This window comes from Streptomyces sp. NPDC085866 (assembly GCF_044541035.1).
Lineage (GTDB): Bacteria > Actinomycetota > Actinomycetes > Streptomycetales > Streptomycetaceae > Streptomyces.
In genome coordinates, this window is the sequence record NZ_JBITSQ010000010.1 from 282,906 (window position 1) to 298,409 (window position 15,504).

Consider the following 15,504-nt stretch of genomic DNA (forward strand, 5'->3'; position numbering starts at 1 on the left):
AATCCGTCATCCCCTCAATGCGACTTGCCTCCGGCACGTATCGTGAATGGTTGCGGACCGTACGGAGCCGGATTGTGGATGCGCAACGGGCCGTATGGGAACGGATGTGAACGACCAGGCGGCCGGGGGAGGCAACGTGGACGACTATGCAGGCCGGGTGCTCGCCGACCGCTACCGCCTGCCGCTGCCGCCCTCCGACGAGTACGAACTGACCGAGACCCGGGCCTTCGACACCTACAGCGGCCAGGAAGTTCTGGTCCGTCAGGTGCCGTTGCCGGAGGTCGTCGAGGCCGAGGTGCTCGACGCGGAGGGGCTGCCCGAGGGGTTCACCGCCCGTGAGCGCGGGACGCGTCGTACCCCGGCGGCCCGGGACGCCACCCGCCGCCCCTCGGACCCGGCGGTGCGGCGCGCCGTCGAGGCGGCGCAGGCGGCGGCGAGCATCCCCGACCATCCGCGGCTGGACCAGGTGTTCGACGTGTTCGCCGAGGGCGGCTCCCTGTGGATAGTGAGCGAGTGGGTGGCCGCACGTCCGCTGTCCGCGCTGCTGGCCGAGCAGCCGCTGACGCCGTACCGGGCGGCCGAGGTCGCCTCCGACGTCCTCATGGCGCTGCGTGTCCTGCACGGCCACGGCTGGGTGCACCGCAACATCACCGCCCGCACGGTCCTCGTCTGCGACGACGGCCGCGTGATGCTGACCGGTCTCGCGGTCGGCGCGGCGGAGGAGGCGCTGTGCGGGTACGACCCGGTGCCGGTTCCGGACGGGCAGCAGGGGCAGGAAGGGCCAGCGGGGGCCGTCGGGCCGGGCGGCGGTGCCGGTGACGGCGTCGGCACGGCGGGACATGGCCTGCGCGGGCAGGGCCCGGGCGGCTCCGGTGGCCAGCGATTCGGTGGCTCCGGTGGGCAGGGTCTCGGCGGCGACGGCGGGCGGGGTGCCGCAGGTGGCGGTGTTCCGGCCGGTGCGGTGAGTGGTCCGGCGGACGGTTCGGGACCCGTGCCGTCCCCCGACGCGGATCCCGAGGCCGCGCGGCGGGCCGCGATCCAGGCGCGGGCCGCAGGCGGGCTGCCGGCGCCGGGCGCGAACGGGGCTTCCGGTGGGGCCACTGCCCCCGGGCCGGAGGGCCGACGGGCCCTGGAGAGCGGCGACGACATCCGTGCCGCGCGGGCCGGGGCCATCGCCGCCTACCGTGCGGGAACCCGGGCCGCGGCCCGGGTGCAGGGAGCCCAGCAGAACGGCCGAGGCGCCCTGCCCGGAGCCCGCCCGCCCGCCGAGGGCGAGGCCGGGGCCAACGGTGCGGCGCAGTCGCCGTACTCCTCCGGCCAGGCCGCCTCACCGCCCGGCCGTATCGCCGACCCCTACGGGGTGCACGGCTCCCCCTGGCACGGCGCCTCACCGCGCACGGGCCCCGCAGGCACGCCGACCGCGCCGATCTCGCCGACCGAGGCGGGCCGCGACGGACAGCGCCCCGGGCTGCCTCCCGGGGAGTGGCGCCCCGGTGCGGCGCCCGGCTCGGGCCGGCTGCCCGTGCCCGGTCAGGCGCCCGCGGGTCAGCCGCGCGGCTCAGCCCACGGTGCCGCCGTTCCCGGACAGCCCGCCGCCCTCCCCGCAGGCGCGGCCCTCACCCCGGCCACCAGTGCCGCCCGGTGGGACGAGCCCGGCGGTGGTGCGGTACGCCGTGGCCCCGCCACCGCGCTCGCCGCGGAGCGGGCGCGGCAGGTGCGGATGACCGTCGTGGGGCCGGTGACCGAGCGGTGGGCGCCCGAGCAGGCCGGGCCCGTGCACGAGAACTGGCAGCTGGCGGCGCCGATCGGGCCCGCCACCGACCTGTGGGCCCTCGGGGCGTTGCTGTTCCGGGCCGTGCAGGGGCACGCGCCCTACCCCGAGGAATCCACGGCCGAGCTGGTGCAGCTGGTGTGCGCGGAGCCGCCCGCGTTCGCCGAGGAGTGCGGGCCGCTGCGCCCGGTCGTGGAGTCGCTGCTGCGCCAGGACCCCACCGACCGGCTGGACTTCGAGGAGCTGAGCGGCTGGCTGCGCTCGCTGGTGCGCTCCGCGCCCGAGCCGGACGCCGGCACCCATGTCGTCCCCGTCCCGCCCGTCGACCCGAGCCGGCTGCCGATCGTCCGGCGCCGCGGTGAGCTGGTGCGGCGGCGGCGCGCCGGGATGCCCGCGCCCCATCCGCACGGCCGGCACAAGCGGGCCCGGGAGGAGGCCACCCGTTCCCCGCGCAGCCTCGGCCGGACGCTGCTCCTGCTGATACTGCTCCTGCTGGCCGGGGCGGTGGCGTACGCGATGCTCTTCATGCCGAAGCAGGGGGAGAGCGGCGCGGCGGGCAGCGACCGTACCGGCAGTGCCGGGGAGGCGAGCCCCGCGCCGTCCCGCACCCAGCAGCCGTCCTCCGGGCAGTCCGCGAGCGGCAGCCCCTCGGCGTCCGAGCCCGCCACCGAGACGCAGACGGGCGGCGATCCCTCCGTCGCCGACGGGTTCACCCTGCGCACCGACCCGGAGGGCTTCAAGGTCGCCGTCGCCAAGGGCTGGGACCGCACGCCCAAGAACGGCAGCGGCCAGGTGGTCTACTCGCACGGGAACTTCGAGCTGCTCCTCGTACCGGGACGGGACAGTGCCTCGGCCAACGGCAGCGATCCGATGGTCTACCAGCGGGACAAGGAACGCGAACTGCAGCCGTACCGGGACTCCAGCTGGGCCACGGCCACCGGCCTGAGAACCATCGAGGTGGGCGGACGGACCATGGCCGAGGGCCAGTTCACCTGGACCGACGGGCAGGGGCGCGACCTTTACGTGCGCAACATGGCGATCCTGCTGAACGGCCGCTACCACATCGTCCAGGTCCGGGGTCCGGAGGCCGAGCGGGACGCGGTGACGCGGCTGTACGAGCAGGCTACGGCGACGTACCGCTACACGCGTTGAGCGCCCTGTATACCGGTCGAGCGACCGGGGATTCGGTTCCCGTTCGCGAGGAGAAGCGACAACCGTCACAGTGCGGTTTCCTTGGCCCCCCGCTTGTTCCCAGCGGGCAGGCCGGTCCTTAGTCTGACCCTGTCAAGAGCATTGCGGGGCAACGTGAATCAGATGCAGGGCCTGCTGGTAGCGGGCCGCTACCGGCTTGCCGATTCCATCGGCAGCGGCGGCATGGGCCGGGTGTGGCGCGCCCACGACGAGGTGCTCCACCGGACGGTGGCCGTCAAGGAGTTGACCGCTGCGCTCTACGTCTCCGAGAGCGACCAGGCCGTTCTGCTCGCCCGCACCAGGGCGGAGGCCCGCGCCGCCGCGCGCATCAACCACTCCGCCGTCGTCACCGTCCATGACGTGCTCGAACACGACGGCCGCCCGTGGATCGTGATGGAGCTGGTCGAGGGCCGCTCGCTGGCCGACGCGGTCAAGGACCGCGGCCGCCTCGAAGCGCGCGAGGCCGCCCGGATCGGCCTGTGGGTGCTGCGGGCGCTGCGCGCCGCGCACTCCGCCGGCGTGCTGCACCGGGACGTCAAGCCCGGCAACGTGCTGCTAGGCCGGGACGGCCGGGTGCTGCTCACCGACTTCGGCATCGCCCAGATCGAGGGCGACACCACCATCACCCGCACCGGCGAGGTCGTCGGCTCGGTCGACTACCTGGCGCCCGAGCGGGTGCGCGGGCACGACCCCGGCCCGTCCTCGGACCTGTGGGCGCTCGGCGCCACGCTGTACACGGCGGTCGAGGGCCGCTCGCCGTTCCGCCGCACCTCGCCGCTGAGCACCATGCAGGCGGTCGTCGAGGAGGAGGCGGAGGAGCTCCGCCACGCGGGTGTGCTCGGCCCCGTCATCACCGCCCTGCTGCGCAAGGAGCCGGCCCAGCGGCCGAGTGCGGAGGAGACGGAGCAGTTGCTCGCCGAGGCGGCGGAGGGCCGCCGGCCGAACGCCGCACAGGCGTTCGTGCCGACCCAGGGCCGGGGCGTGGACACCGGCGGGTCGTACGCCAGTGGGTCGTACACCAGCGGGTCGTACGGCAGTGAGTCGTACGCCTCCGGGGCCGGCACCTCGGGCCACGGCTCCGGGCCGGGTGCCGCAGGACGTTCCGTCACCGGTCCGACGGCGGTGGGCCCGCAGGGGATGGGCCCGACCACGGTGGGGCCCACCGCACCGGCGCGCCCCCGCCCCCGGCGCCGTCTGCGCACGCTCGCGCTGGTCGTCGCCGTCGCGGCGGTGCTCGGCGGCGGCGCAGCGGTGGCCTTCAGGCAGTGGAGCACGATGCAGCAGGACACCGAGACGGGTGGCGGGGCGACCCCGGCGCCCGCGACCTCGGCCGGGAGCAGCCCGGGTCCCGGGGGCGCGGACCCCGACAACTGGGTTCGTCAGACAGACCCGTTGGGCTTCAGCCTCTCCCTGCCCAAGGGCTGGACGCGCAAGGTGTACCAGAACGACGGCGCCCTCAAGCAGGTCGACTACTCGCCCGACGGCGGCAAGCACTTCGTCCGCATCGCCATCGACACCGACCCGGACTTCGCCGACGCCTTCCAGCACCAGAGGGACCTGGAGCAGCAGCTCCAGCGGCTGATCGACTACAGGCGCGTGACCATGAAGCAGAACACCTACCGCGACTGCAAGGGCTCGGTGTGGGAGTACACCTGGACCGCGCAGAAGACTGTCCCGCCCTACGTGCCCGGCCCGCGGCGCGCCATCGAGGAGACGTACTACTCGCGCGAGGGCGTCGAGTACGCCATCTACATGTCGTCGCCCGCCGCCGACTGGGCGACGACGAGCAAGCAGTTCAAGCGGGTCCTGCAGGGCTGGCAGCCGAACTCCGGCTGAGTCTTCGAGGCTTGGCCGATGACCGCCCCGGAAGGCGTGCGGCCGGTGCGGCATGATGGGGCTCATGGGATCCGAGGGGGACGACTTCCGTGTGATCGCGGGCCGTTACCGCCTACTGGCGCGGATCGGGCGCGGCGGAATGGGCGTCGTATGGCGGGCGAGCGACGAGCTGCTGGGCCGCCAGGTGGCGGTCAAGGAGCTGGCCCCGGAGGACTCCCTGACGGACGACGACGCCCGTCGCCGCCGGGAGCGCACCTTCCGCGAGGCGCGGGCGGTGGCGCAGCTGCGGCACCCGCACATCATCGTCGTGCACGACGTGGTCGAGCAGGACGAACGGCCGTACATCGTCATGGAGCTGATCGACGGCGGCTCGCTCGCCGACCGCATCGCCGGCGGTGGGCCGGTCGCCGCCGCGGAGGCCGCCCGGATCGCCATCGACCTGCTGAGCGCGCTGCGCACCGCGCACGCGGCCGGGGTGCTGCACCGGGACATCAAACCGGCGAACGTGCTGATCGAGTCCGACACCGACCGGGTCGTGCTCACCGACTTCGGCATCGCACAGGTCGCGGGCGCCACCACGCTCACCGAGACCGGCTCCTTCGTCGGCTCGCCCGAGTACACCTCCCCGGAACGGATGTCCGGCGTCCGTACCGGGCCGGAGTCCGACCTGTGGTCGGTGGGTGCGCTGCTGTGCACGGCGCTCAGCGGCGAGTCGCCGTTCCGGCGCGACTCGCTCGGCGGCATCCTGCACGCCGTCGTCGCCGCCGACATCCGGCCACCCGCGCAGGCCGAGCCGCTGCTGCCCGTCGTGCTCGGCCTGCTGGAGCGCGACCCCGACCGGCGGCTGGGCGCGGCGGAGGCCGAGCGGATGCTGCGGACGTACCTGGAGACGGGCCGCACCCCGGCCGCACCGGGCGGTACACCGGGCTCGGCCCGCACACCCCGCACCGGTGACACGAGGGGGCGTACGCCCAGGTCCGGTGAGACGAGAGGCCGTACGCCCCGACTTGGTGATTCCAGAGGCCGTACGCCCCGGCTCGGTGATTCCAGAGGCCGTGCGCCCGTGACCCCCTACACGCCCACCGAGCACGACGTGCCGCGCGGCCCGCTCACCCCGCCCGCGCCCACCGCCGAACAGCCTCCGGCCGGACGCCAGTCCGCGCGCGGAGTGCTGGTCGCCGCGCTGCTCGTGGCCGCCGTGGCCGGCGCGGGCGTCTCGGCGACGGCGCTGCTGCTGAACCAGGGCGCCGACGGAGGCGGCGGCACCCCGAGCGGTACGGCGACCAGCCCGACGGCGCCCACCAGCAATTCCCCGTCCACCGGCAACTCCCGGTCCACCGGCGCCTCGAAGTCCCCGACGTCCACCGCGAGCAGCGCACCGGCGGCCTCCACCACGCACACCGCACCCTCCGGCTACCGCACCGCCCGGGACCCGGCCGGCTTCTCCCTAGCCGTGCCGGAGGACTTCACCCGCGAACGCCAGGGCGAGCGGGTCTTCTACCTCTCCCCGGGACAGACCTTCCGCCTCGGCATCAAGGTGGCCGCGCCCGAACCCGGCGGCCCCACCGCGGTGATGAACCGGTCGGCGGCCGACGGGCCCAGCACCAATCCCGGTTACCACGACGGCCGGGTCACCGCGACCACGCACGCCGGACACCCCGCCGCGCTCTGGGAGTTCACCTGGAACGGCTTCAGCGCCGCGGAGGGTGCGCGCCACACCTACGACGTGTGCTGGGAGGAGGGCGGCCGGATGTACGACGTGTGGGTGTCGGCGCCGGTCGGGAAGGTCAAGGAGGCCCGGGAGTACTTCGACGTGGCCGTGGACACCTTCTCGGTCACGGCTTCGTGACCGGTTCGCGTTCTCTGTGGCTGGAGCGCTCATGGCGCGATATTGATGAACCATGAGCAGTGACGGGGGAGTCGGCCGCACGGCCGACGACACGACGAGTTTTGTTCTGCAACCGCCGAGCCCGAACCCGGGCCCACGGCCGCCGGTGGTGCCCGCCCAGGGTGCCGGGCGGCTGATCGCCGGGCGGTACCGGCTGCTCGCGAAGCTCGGCCACGGCGGGATGGGCACTGTGTGGCGGGCCAAGGACGAGATGGTGGAGCGCGAGGTCGCCGTCAAGGAGCCCCGGGTCCCGGACCACCTTCCCGAGCGGGAACGCGCCAACGCCTTCGAGCGGATGCGCCGCGAGGCGCGCGCGGCGGCCCGGCTCGACCACCCCGCGGTGGTCGACGTGTACGACGTCGCGGTCGTCGACGACCGTCCGTGGATCGTGATGGAGCTGGTGCGCGGACGCTCGCTGGGCGACGCGCTCCAGGAGGGCACGCTGGACGCGCGCGAGGCGGCCCGGATCGGTCTGCAGGTGCTCGGTGCGCTGGAGGCCGCGCACGCGGCGGGCGTCCTGCACCGGGACGTGAAACCGGACAACGTGCTGCTGGGCCGGTACGACCGGGTCGTCCTCACGGACTTCGGCATCGCACAGATCGAGGGCGAGACGAACCTGACCGACACCGGCGGCTTCGTCGGCTCGCCCGAGTACATCGCGCCGGAGCGCGTGCTGGGGCAGCGCCCCGGCCCGGCGAGCGACCTGTGGTCCCTGGGCGTGGTCCTCTACTCGGCAACCGAGGGCGTCTCCCCGTTCCGCCGCAGCAACACCCCGGCCACCCTGCAGTCCGTCCTCAACGCCACCCCGGCCCCTCCCGCCGTCCCGCGGGGCCCGCTGGCCGAGGCCATCAACGGCCTGCTCCAGAAGGACCCCGCCCGCCGCCCGACGGCGGCGCAGGTCCGCGCCCTGCTGGAGGCGGCCGCCGACCCGCCGGCGCCGGAACCCACCCAGCAGGTCCGGGTCACCGAGCCCGCCACCCGCTCTGCTCGGCCGGGCCGGAAGGTCTGGCTGGGCGTGGGCGCCGCCGTGGTCGCGGCCGCGGCGGCCGGATACCTCGTTCTCGCCGACCCCTTCGCCGGCCCGCTCCCCGAAGGCTGGACGAAGCGGGCGGACCCCGGGCTGGGGGCCACCCTCGCCGTCCCCGCGACCTACCAGGCGGGCCACCCGGACAAGAACGCCGCCGACAAGAGCTGGGTGTCGTACACGGACTGGAGCGGCGGCATCTCGATCGTGCTGGACCTGACCAGGAAGTCGGAGGACTCCCTCAACGAGATCAAGAGCAACGCCGTGGCCCAGATGCGCGCCGACGACGAGAAGTTCAAGAACGAGGGCGACTACGACCGCGACATGGCCAAGGGCGCGAGGACGCACCCGGACGACAACGCCAAGTACCGTGGCAGGCAGGCCGCCACGAACACCGTCGCCTTCACGACCGACGACAGCGAGAACCCGCGCCCGCGGGAGATCCAGATCTTCTACTACCGCACCACGTCCGGCGACCTGTACCGGCTCACCATCGGCTACCCGGGCAAGGGCGACTTCACCGCACGCGGCCGGGAGGTGGCCAAGGCGGCGATCGCGAACCTGGACATCACGAAGCCGTGAGGGCGGGCTCCGCGGCCCGGACCCGTTCCCGGTACCGCCCCGGTGTGGTCCCGAACTCCCGGCTGAACGCGTGCGAGAGGGCGTACGGGCTGCCGTAGCCGGTCTCCCGGGCCACCGTCGCCAGGGGCGCGTCCGAGTCGCGCAGCCGGGTCGCCGCCATGGTCAGGCGCCACCAGGTGAGGTACGCCATCGGCGGGCGGCCGACCAGGGAGGTGAAGCGGCGGGACAGGGTGGCGCGGGAGACGCCCGCCTCCGCGGCCAGACGGTCGGCCGTCCAGGGAGCAGCCGGATCGGAGTGCAGGGCCCGCAGCGCGGCCGTCGCCACCGGGTCGTTCAGCACCGCCGGCCACGCGCCCGTCTCCGCCCGGGCCATCCAGGCACGGACCATGTAGATCAGCAGAAGGTCCAGCAGACTCGGCAGGGCCAGGCAGGCGCCCGGCCGGTGCTCGTCCAGCTCCCGTGCCAACAGATCCACCGCGGTGCGCAGTTCGGGATGGTCGCCGACCCGGTGCGGCAGGTGCACCACCTGCGGCAGCTCCGCCAGCAGCGGGTGTGTGCGACTGCGGTCGAGACGGTACTTGCCGCACAGCAGCTCGACGTCGGGGCCGGACCCGGGAAGCCGTACGTCCGTGTCCCCCACCTCCTCGAACGGCACCGCCCGCCGTATCTCGGCGTCCCCGGCCGCCCGGTCCGCCAGCACGTGTCCCGCCCCGTGCGGCAGCAGCACCACGTCCCCCGTGCCCAGGGGCACCGGGTCGCCGCCCCCGTCCGGCACGAGCCGGCATGCGCCGCTCAGGACGACATGGAAGCCCGCCCCCTCGTACGGCGCGAGCCGGACGCTCCAGCTGCCGCTCACCCGCAGCAGGTTCGAGGACGGTCGGCCCGCCCGGACCGCCGAGATCGCATCGCTCACCACATCCATGAGACAACAGCGTATTGGACAGAGCTGATTGAGCATTGGGACGTTCAATCCAGACTTCTAGGGTCATCGGTATGGCAGATGACAACGTGCAGAGTTTCAGGGTCGGCGACGTCGAGGTGCTCCGTATCGTCGAGTGGCGGGGGCCGTACGTGCCCGCCGGAGCCCTCGTCCCGGACTGCGACCCCGAGGTGTGGAGCGCCCACGAGGAGGAACTCGTCCCCGATCACCGGGAGCCCGGTGGCGACCGCGCCGTGGTGGCGCTCCAGACCTGGGTGGTGCGCTCCGGCGGGCGCACGTTGCTGGTCGACACCGGCGTCGGCAACGGCCGCGAGCGTCCCGGCAATCCGCTCTTCCACCAACGGCAGGGGGACTTCCTGGACCGCCTGGAGCGGGCCGGGGTCCGTCCGCAGGACGTCGACGTCGTCGTCAACACGCATCTGCACGGTGACCATGTCGGCTGGAACACCCGCAACGACGACGGCGAGTGGGTACCGTCCTTCCCCGGCGCCCGGTACCTCCTGCCGGCCGCCGACGACCACCACTTCGGGCCCGAGGGCGGCTACGCGGGCGGCGTGCGCGTGGACGACCGGCTCGTCTACGAGGACAGCGTCGCGCCTGTGCACCGGGCCGGGCAGGCCGTGCTGTGGGACGGCGAGTACCGCATCGACGAGCATCTCGTCCTGGAGGCCGCCCCCGGCCACACCCCGGGATCCTCCGTGCTGCGCCTCGCCTCGCGCGGCGAGCGGGCCGAGTTCGTCGGCGACCTGCTGCACAGTCCGGTGCAGATCCTGCACCCCGAGTGCAGCAGCTGCTTCTGCCTCGACCCGCGACAGGCGGCCGCGACCCGGCTCCGGGTGCTCGAACGCGCTTCTGACGAGCGTGCGTTGGTCGTCCCCGCGCACTTCGGTGGCGCCGGTGCCGTCGAAGTCCGCAAGGAGAAAGGGGAGTTCACCCTGCACCGGTGGGCCGCCTGACCGCCTGCTTCGACAAGGGCGTGGTGCGCACGGTACTGATGTGACATGACTGCAGACGGCGAACGCTCGCCCGACGGACAGGTGATCGGTGGGCGCTACCGGCTCCTGGAGTGCCTCGGTGCCGGTCCGTCCGGGACCGTCTGGCGGGCGCGGGACGAGCAGGGCCGGCGGGACGTCGCCGTCAAGGAGCCCGTCCTGCCCGGGGATCCGGCCGACGACGAGGAGAGCCGGCGGATCGCGCACCGGCTCTGCACGGAGGCGCGGGCCGCCGCCCGGGTGCGGCATCCCTCGGCGGTCACCCTGTACGACGTCGTCACCGAGGGCGGACTCCCTTGGATCGTCATGGAGTTGGTCCAGGGGGAGTCGCTGCGGGAGGCCGTCGGACGCGGGCCGCTGGAGCCCGCCGAGGCTGCCCGGGTCGGGCTCGCCGTCCTCGGGGCGCTCCGGGCCGCGCATGCCGTCGGGATCGTGCACCGGGACCTCAAGCCCGCCAACGTCCTGGTCGAGTCCGGCACCGGACGGGTCGTCGTCACGGACTTCGGGATCGGGGACGGGCACGCCGGAGAGGGGCCCGCCGAGTTCGTCGCGCCGGAGCGGGCGTCGGGGCGCGGTGCCGGTCCCGCCTCCGATCTGTGGTCCCTCGGGGCGCTGCTCGCCGCCGCCGTCGAGGGCGGGGACGCCGGCCCGCTCGGCCCGCTGCTGACCCGGCTGCACGCGCCGGAGCCGGAGGCGCGGCCCGGTGCGGAGGAGGTCGCGGCGGTGCTGGAGGCGTGCGGGGGTGTGCTGCCCCTGCCGGAGACGGCTCCCGAGCCCGAACCCGAGCCGGAACCGCGGCCCGAGCCGGAACCGCGGCCCGAGCCGGAACCGCGGCCCGAGCCGGAACCGCGGCCCGAGCCGGAACCGCGGCCCGAGCCGGAACCGCAGCCCGAGCCGGAACTCCAGCCCGAGCCGGAACCCCGGCCCGTGACTCCCGCACCGGTCCCCGTGCCCCCCGCCCCCACTTCCGCCCCCACTCCCGACCCCCGCCGCCGCACCCCCCTCGCAGCCCTCGGTCTCCTCCTCGCCGCGAAAAAACCCGGAGCCGAGTGATCGTCACCCAGACAACGCCCTGATCAGCACATTTGCTGCCAGTGATCACTGGCGTTGTGTGTGTACTCCGTGAATCCCCGTTACCGACGGGTACCCAAAGCCTTCGCCTCGGCATACCCTGCGCGTCATGACGGACTCGCAGGCCCCGGACATCACCGGTACCAACCCCCTCGCGCCCGCCCCCGAGGGCGCCCGCACCGCCGCCGACGTGGTCACCCCCGAACTGGTGGCCCAGCTGACCAAGGGCGTCGTCGGCTCGGGCCGTACCGCCAACCACACGCCGTTCACCGGCGAGAAGCTGGCCGACCTGCCCGAGTCCACCCCCGAGGACGTGCTCAAGGCCTTCCAGGCCGCCCGCGCCGCACAGGCGGTGTGGGAGAGGACGCCGGTGCGGCAGCGGGCCGCCGTGCTGCTCCGCTTCCACGACCTGGTGCTCGAGCGCCAGGCAGAGGTCCTCGACCTCATCCAGCTGGAGACCGGCAAGGCCCGCCTGCACGCGCACGAGGAGGTCCAGGCCGTCGCGGTGGCCGCCCGCCACTACGGCCGCAAGGCCCCCGCCTACCTGCGGCCCAAGCGGCACGCGGGCGCCATGCCGACCCTGACGAAGGTCACCGAACTCCGCCACCCGCGCGGCGTCGTCGGCCAGATCGCCCCCTGGAACTACCCCCTGGAGCTGTCGGTCGGCGACGCGCTGCCCGCCTTCGTCGCAGGCAACGCGGTGGTGATGAAGCCGGACACCGAGACCTGCCTCACCGCGCTCTGGGCGCGTGACCTGCTCATCGAGGCCGGACTGCCCGCCGACGTCTTCCAGGTCGTGCTCGGCGAGGGCCCGGTCGTCGGCCCGGAGGTCGTCCGGCACGCCGACTACGTCTCCTTCACCGGCTCCACCCGCACCGGCCGCGAGGTCGCCCAGGGTGCCGCCGCCCGCCTGGTCGGCGTCTCCCTCGAACTCGGCGGCAAGAACGCCATGCTGGTGCTCGACGACGCCGACATCGAGAAGGCCGCCGCCGGCGCCGTGCGCGCCTGCTTCTCCTCCGCCGGCCAGCTCTGCATCTCCATCGAGCGGCTGTACGTCCACGAGTCCGTCGCCGACGCCTTCCTGGAGCGTTTCGCCGCCCGCACCAGGGGCATGCGGCTCGGCAACTCCCTGGCCTACGGCGCCGACATGGGCTCGCTGGTCGGGGAACGGCAGCTGAAGACCGTCGAGCGACACGTGGAGGAGGCCGTCGCCAAGGGCGCGAAGGTGGTCGCGGGAGGTGTGGCCCGCCCGGACATAGGGCCGTACTTCTTCGAGCCCACCGTCCTCGACGGTGTCGAGGACTCCATGGCCGTCTGCGAGGAGGAGACCTTCGGACCGGTCGTGTCGATCTACCGCTTCAAGACCGACGACGAGGCGGTCGAGCGCGCCAACTCCACGCCGTACGGCCTGAACGCGTCCGTGTGGACCAGGAGCGCCCGCCGCGGCCAGGACGTCGCCTCCCGGCTGCGCACCGGCACCGTCAACGTCAACGAGGGCTACGCACCGGCCTACGGCAGCGTCCAGTCCCCGATGGGCGGCATGAAGGACTCCGGCCTCGGCCGCCGGCACGGCTCCGAGGGCATCCTCAAGTACACCGAGGCCCAGACGGTGGCCGAGCAGCGGCTGCTGCCGATGGCGCCGTCGCTGGGGATGGACGACGAGAAGTACGCGGCGTTCATGAGCCGCAGCCTCCGCCTCATGAAGGCGTTCCGCTTCCGCTAGAGCAGGACAACCCCGTTCTCAACGAGGAGAGCACGTGTCGCAGGAGAAGTCTGTCCAGGCCCGGGACGAGGACGGGTACGACTACGACGTCATCGTCGTGGGTTCGGGGTTCGGCGGCTCGGTGACCGCCCTGCGCCTGACCGAGAAGGGCTACAAGGTGGGCGTCCTTGAGGCCGGCCGCCGCTTCGCCCGCGACACCCTCCCGAAGAACTCCTGGGACCTGAGGAACTACCTCTGGGCCCCCAAGCTGGGCATGTACGGCATCCAGCGCATCCACCTGCTGGGCAACGTGATGGTGCTGGCGGGCGCCGGGGTGGGCGGTGGCTCGCTCAACTACGCCAACACCCTCTACGTACCGCCGAAGGCCTTCTTCGACGACCCGCAGTGGAAGGACATCACCGACTGGCAGGAGGAGCTGAAGCCGTACTACGACCAGGCGCAGCGCATGCTCGGCGTCCGGCTCAACCCCACCATGACCCCCTCCGACGTGCACCTGAAGGCGGCGGCGCAGCGGATGGGCGTCGGTGACACCTTCCACATGGCGCCGGTCGGCGTGTTCTTCGGTGACGGCAAGGACGCCGACGGGACGGCGAAGGCGCGGCCGGGCGGGCAGGTCGACGACCCGTACTTCGGCGGGGCCGGCCCGTCCCGCAAGGCCTGCACCGAGTGCGGCGAGTGCATGACCGGCTGCCGGCACGGCGCGAAGAACACCCTGAACGAGAACTACCTGTACCTCGCCGAGAAGGCGGGCGCGGTGGTCCACCCCATGACGACGGTCATGTCCGTCACCGACGACTCGCGGGGCGGCTACGCGGTGGCGACGCTCCCGACGGACCAGAAGAAGAAGGGCAAGGGCCGGCTGTTCACCGCGCGGCGGGTCGTGATCGCGGCCGGTACGTACGGCACCCAGACCCTGCTGCACCGCATGAAGTCCGGCGGCCAGCTGCCCCACCTCTCCGCCCGTCTCGGCGACCTGACCCGCACCAACTCCGAGGCGCTGGTCGGCGCGCAGACGGACAACCGCCGCTACCGCAAGGCGACCGGACAGGCGAGGGCCGACTTCACCCGCGGGGTCGCCATCACGTCCTCCGTCCACCCCGACGAGAACACCCACATCGAGCCCGTCCGCTACGGCAAGGGCTCCAACTCGATGGGCGGCCTGTCGATCCTCCAGGTCCCCTACGCCGAGGGCTCCTCGCGCGTCCTGGCCTGGCTGGCCAACGCGGCCCGCCACCCCGTGCTGGTCGCCCGTTCCCTGTCCAACCGGCGCTGGTCGGAGCGGACCATCATCGGCCTGGTGATGCAGTCCCTGGACAACTCGCTGACGACGTACCTGAAGCCCGACGGCGTCGGCAAGGGCCTGCTCACCGCCCGGCAGGGCCACGGCGCGCCGAACCCCAAGCAGATCAAGGCCGCCTCGGAGGCCGCCTCGGCCCTCGCCGCCGAGATCAACGGCTTCGCGGGCAGCAACGTCGGCGAGCTGATGGGCACCCCGCTGACCGCCCACTTCCTGGGCGGCTGCCCCATCGGCGCCTCTGCGGAGACGGGCGTGATCGACCCGTACCACCGGCTGTACGGCCACCCCGGCATTTCGGTCGTGGACGGCGCCGCGGTCTCGGCGAACCTGGGTGTGAACCCGTCGCTGACGATCACCGCGCAGGCCGAGCGGGCCATGTCGTACTGGCCGAACAAGGGCGAGGAGGATCCCCGTCCGGCGCAGGGAGCGGCGTACGAACGCCTGAAGCCGGTGGAGCCGCGCACCCCGGTGGTCCCGGCGGACGCGTTCGGCGCACTGAAGCTGCCGTTCCTGGGGATCCCGGCGGTGCCGCCGAAGAAGTAGCCGGTCCGGAGAAGTCCTCCGCCCGACCGGAGAAGCGCCGAGGGACCTGCATCCCCCTCCGAACGCAGGTCCCTCGCTCTTACCGTCTTCTTGATCCGGTAGCACGTTTGATCAGCGAGGGACTTGAACGGTTGCGCCGCCTCACGCGATTTTTTGTGTGACGTGAGTCACGCATGAGGGGTGTGGGGTGGGCATGACGAAGGGCCCCGCGGGCTTGAGTCGCGGGGCCCTCTTTCGTCAGCACCGACGTCAGGGCGGCGCCGGTGCCTGGGAGCGGCGCCGGGGGGTTGCGCCGCTTCTCCTGTGGTCTCGACCCCGGGCGGACAGGCGGGGGTGGGGCAATGCCGTTGCCTGCGAGGGGACTTGGGGGGCTTTCTACGCATCGTGCTGGATGAGCGAGGCATCCGCAACCGTTTGACCCGGCACTGGTGCATTTTTGCAGTTTTCCGCCGGTCGGCCCCGGGCGTCCCCGGAGCCGGCCGTTCTCTTGGGTGACCGGGCTGCTGTCCCCTGCCGTCCGGTCACTTCTCTGGAGCGAGGTCCCACGGCGCACGGCACGACCCGTACGCCTCATCGCTCCAGCGAGCCACGCGTGGTTCTGTCGGGCCCGCCCCTGGCTGGCACGGACACCGGGATCAACGAAGCG

The 15,504-nt window shown here is 73.3% G+C and carries 9 protein-coding genes; 8 read left to right on the forward strand and 1 reads right to left on the reverse strand.

Annotated features, from left to right (window positions below; translation table 11 throughout):
- Nucleotides 1–136 precede the first annotated feature (136 nt).
- The 4 genes from ACIF83_RS26625 (at nucleotide 137) to ACIF83_RS26640 (ending at nucleotide 8,292) form a co-directional block, all read left to right on the forward strand.
- Nucleotides 137–2,923: a protein kinase gene (locus tag ACIF83_RS26625; protein WP_399730556.1), complete on the forward strand. Its 2,787-nt coding sequence runs from the start codon at nucleotides 137–139 to the stop codon at nucleotides 2,921–2,923.
- A 162-nt stretch (nucleotides 2,924–3,085) separates the two neighbouring features.
- A complete protein-coding gene (locus tag ACIF83_RS26630) occupies nucleotides 3,086–4,798 on the forward strand; it encodes a serine/threonine-protein kinase (RefSeq protein WP_399730559.1) in 1,713 nt (570 codons plus the stop codon).
- A gap of 64 nt (nucleotides 4,799–4,862) precedes the next feature.
- Nucleotides 4,863–6,647 (forward strand): protein kinase, encoded by a 1,785-nt coding sequence (locus tag ACIF83_RS26635; protein ID WP_399730562.1) that lies wholly within the window; start codon nucleotides 4,863–4,865, stop codon nucleotides 6,645–6,647.
- Nucleotides 6,648–6,699: 52 nt separating this feature from the next.
- The gene (locus ACIF83_RS26640; protein ID WP_399730565.1) at nucleotides 6,700–8,292 is read left to right on the forward strand and encodes a serine/threonine-protein kinase; all 1,593 of its coding nucleotides are present in this window, start codon (nucleotides 6,700–6,702) and stop codon (nucleotides 8,290–8,292) included.
- Here the strand turns inward: ACIF83_RS26640 and ACIF83_RS26645 are convergent.
- Complete coding sequence (locus ACIF83_RS26645; protein ID WP_399730568.1) at nucleotides 8,279–9,214, reverse strand: AraC family transcriptional regulator; 936 nt, start codon at nucleotides 9,212–9,214, stop codon at nucleotides 8,279–8,281. The two genes, ACIF83_RS26640 and ACIF83_RS26645, sit on opposite strands and share 14 nt — an antisense overlap.
- 71 nt (nucleotides 9,215–9,285) lie before the next feature.
- On the opposite strand from ACIF83_RS26645, the gene ACIF83_RS26650 reads away from it, so the two are divergent.
- From ACIF83_RS26650 to ACIF83_RS26665, 4 genes are all read left to right on the forward strand, one after another.
- A complete protein-coding gene (locus ACIF83_RS26650) occupies nucleotides 9,286–10,188 on the forward strand; it encodes an MBL fold metallo-hydrolase (RefSeq protein ID WP_399730571.1) in 903 nt (300 codons plus the stop codon).
- Nucleotides 10,189–10,233: 45 nt separating this feature from the next.
- Nucleotides 10,234–11,277 (forward strand): serine/threonine-protein kinase, encoded by a 1,044-nt coding sequence (locus ACIF83_RS26655; RefSeq protein ID WP_399730574.1) that lies wholly within the window; start codon nucleotides 10,234–10,236, stop codon nucleotides 11,275–11,277.
- Nucleotides 11,278–11,404: 127 nt separating this feature from the next.
- Nucleotides 11,405–13,018 carry a succinic semialdehyde dehydrogenase gene (locus ACIF83_RS26660; protein ID WP_393467745.1) on the forward strand — a complete coding sequence of 538 codons (1,614 nt, stop codon included), beginning with the start codon at nucleotides 11,405–11,407 and terminating at the stop codon, nucleotides 13,016–13,018.
- Nucleotides 13,019–13,052: 34 nt separating this feature from the next.
- Nucleotides 13,053–14,858, forward strand: coding sequence for a GMC family oxidoreductase N-terminal domain-containing protein (locus ACIF83_RS26665; RefSeq protein WP_399730577.1), 1,806 nt, complete (start codon nucleotides 13,053–13,055; stop codon nucleotides 14,856–14,858).
- Nucleotides 14,859–15,504: the final 646 nt, after the last annotated feature.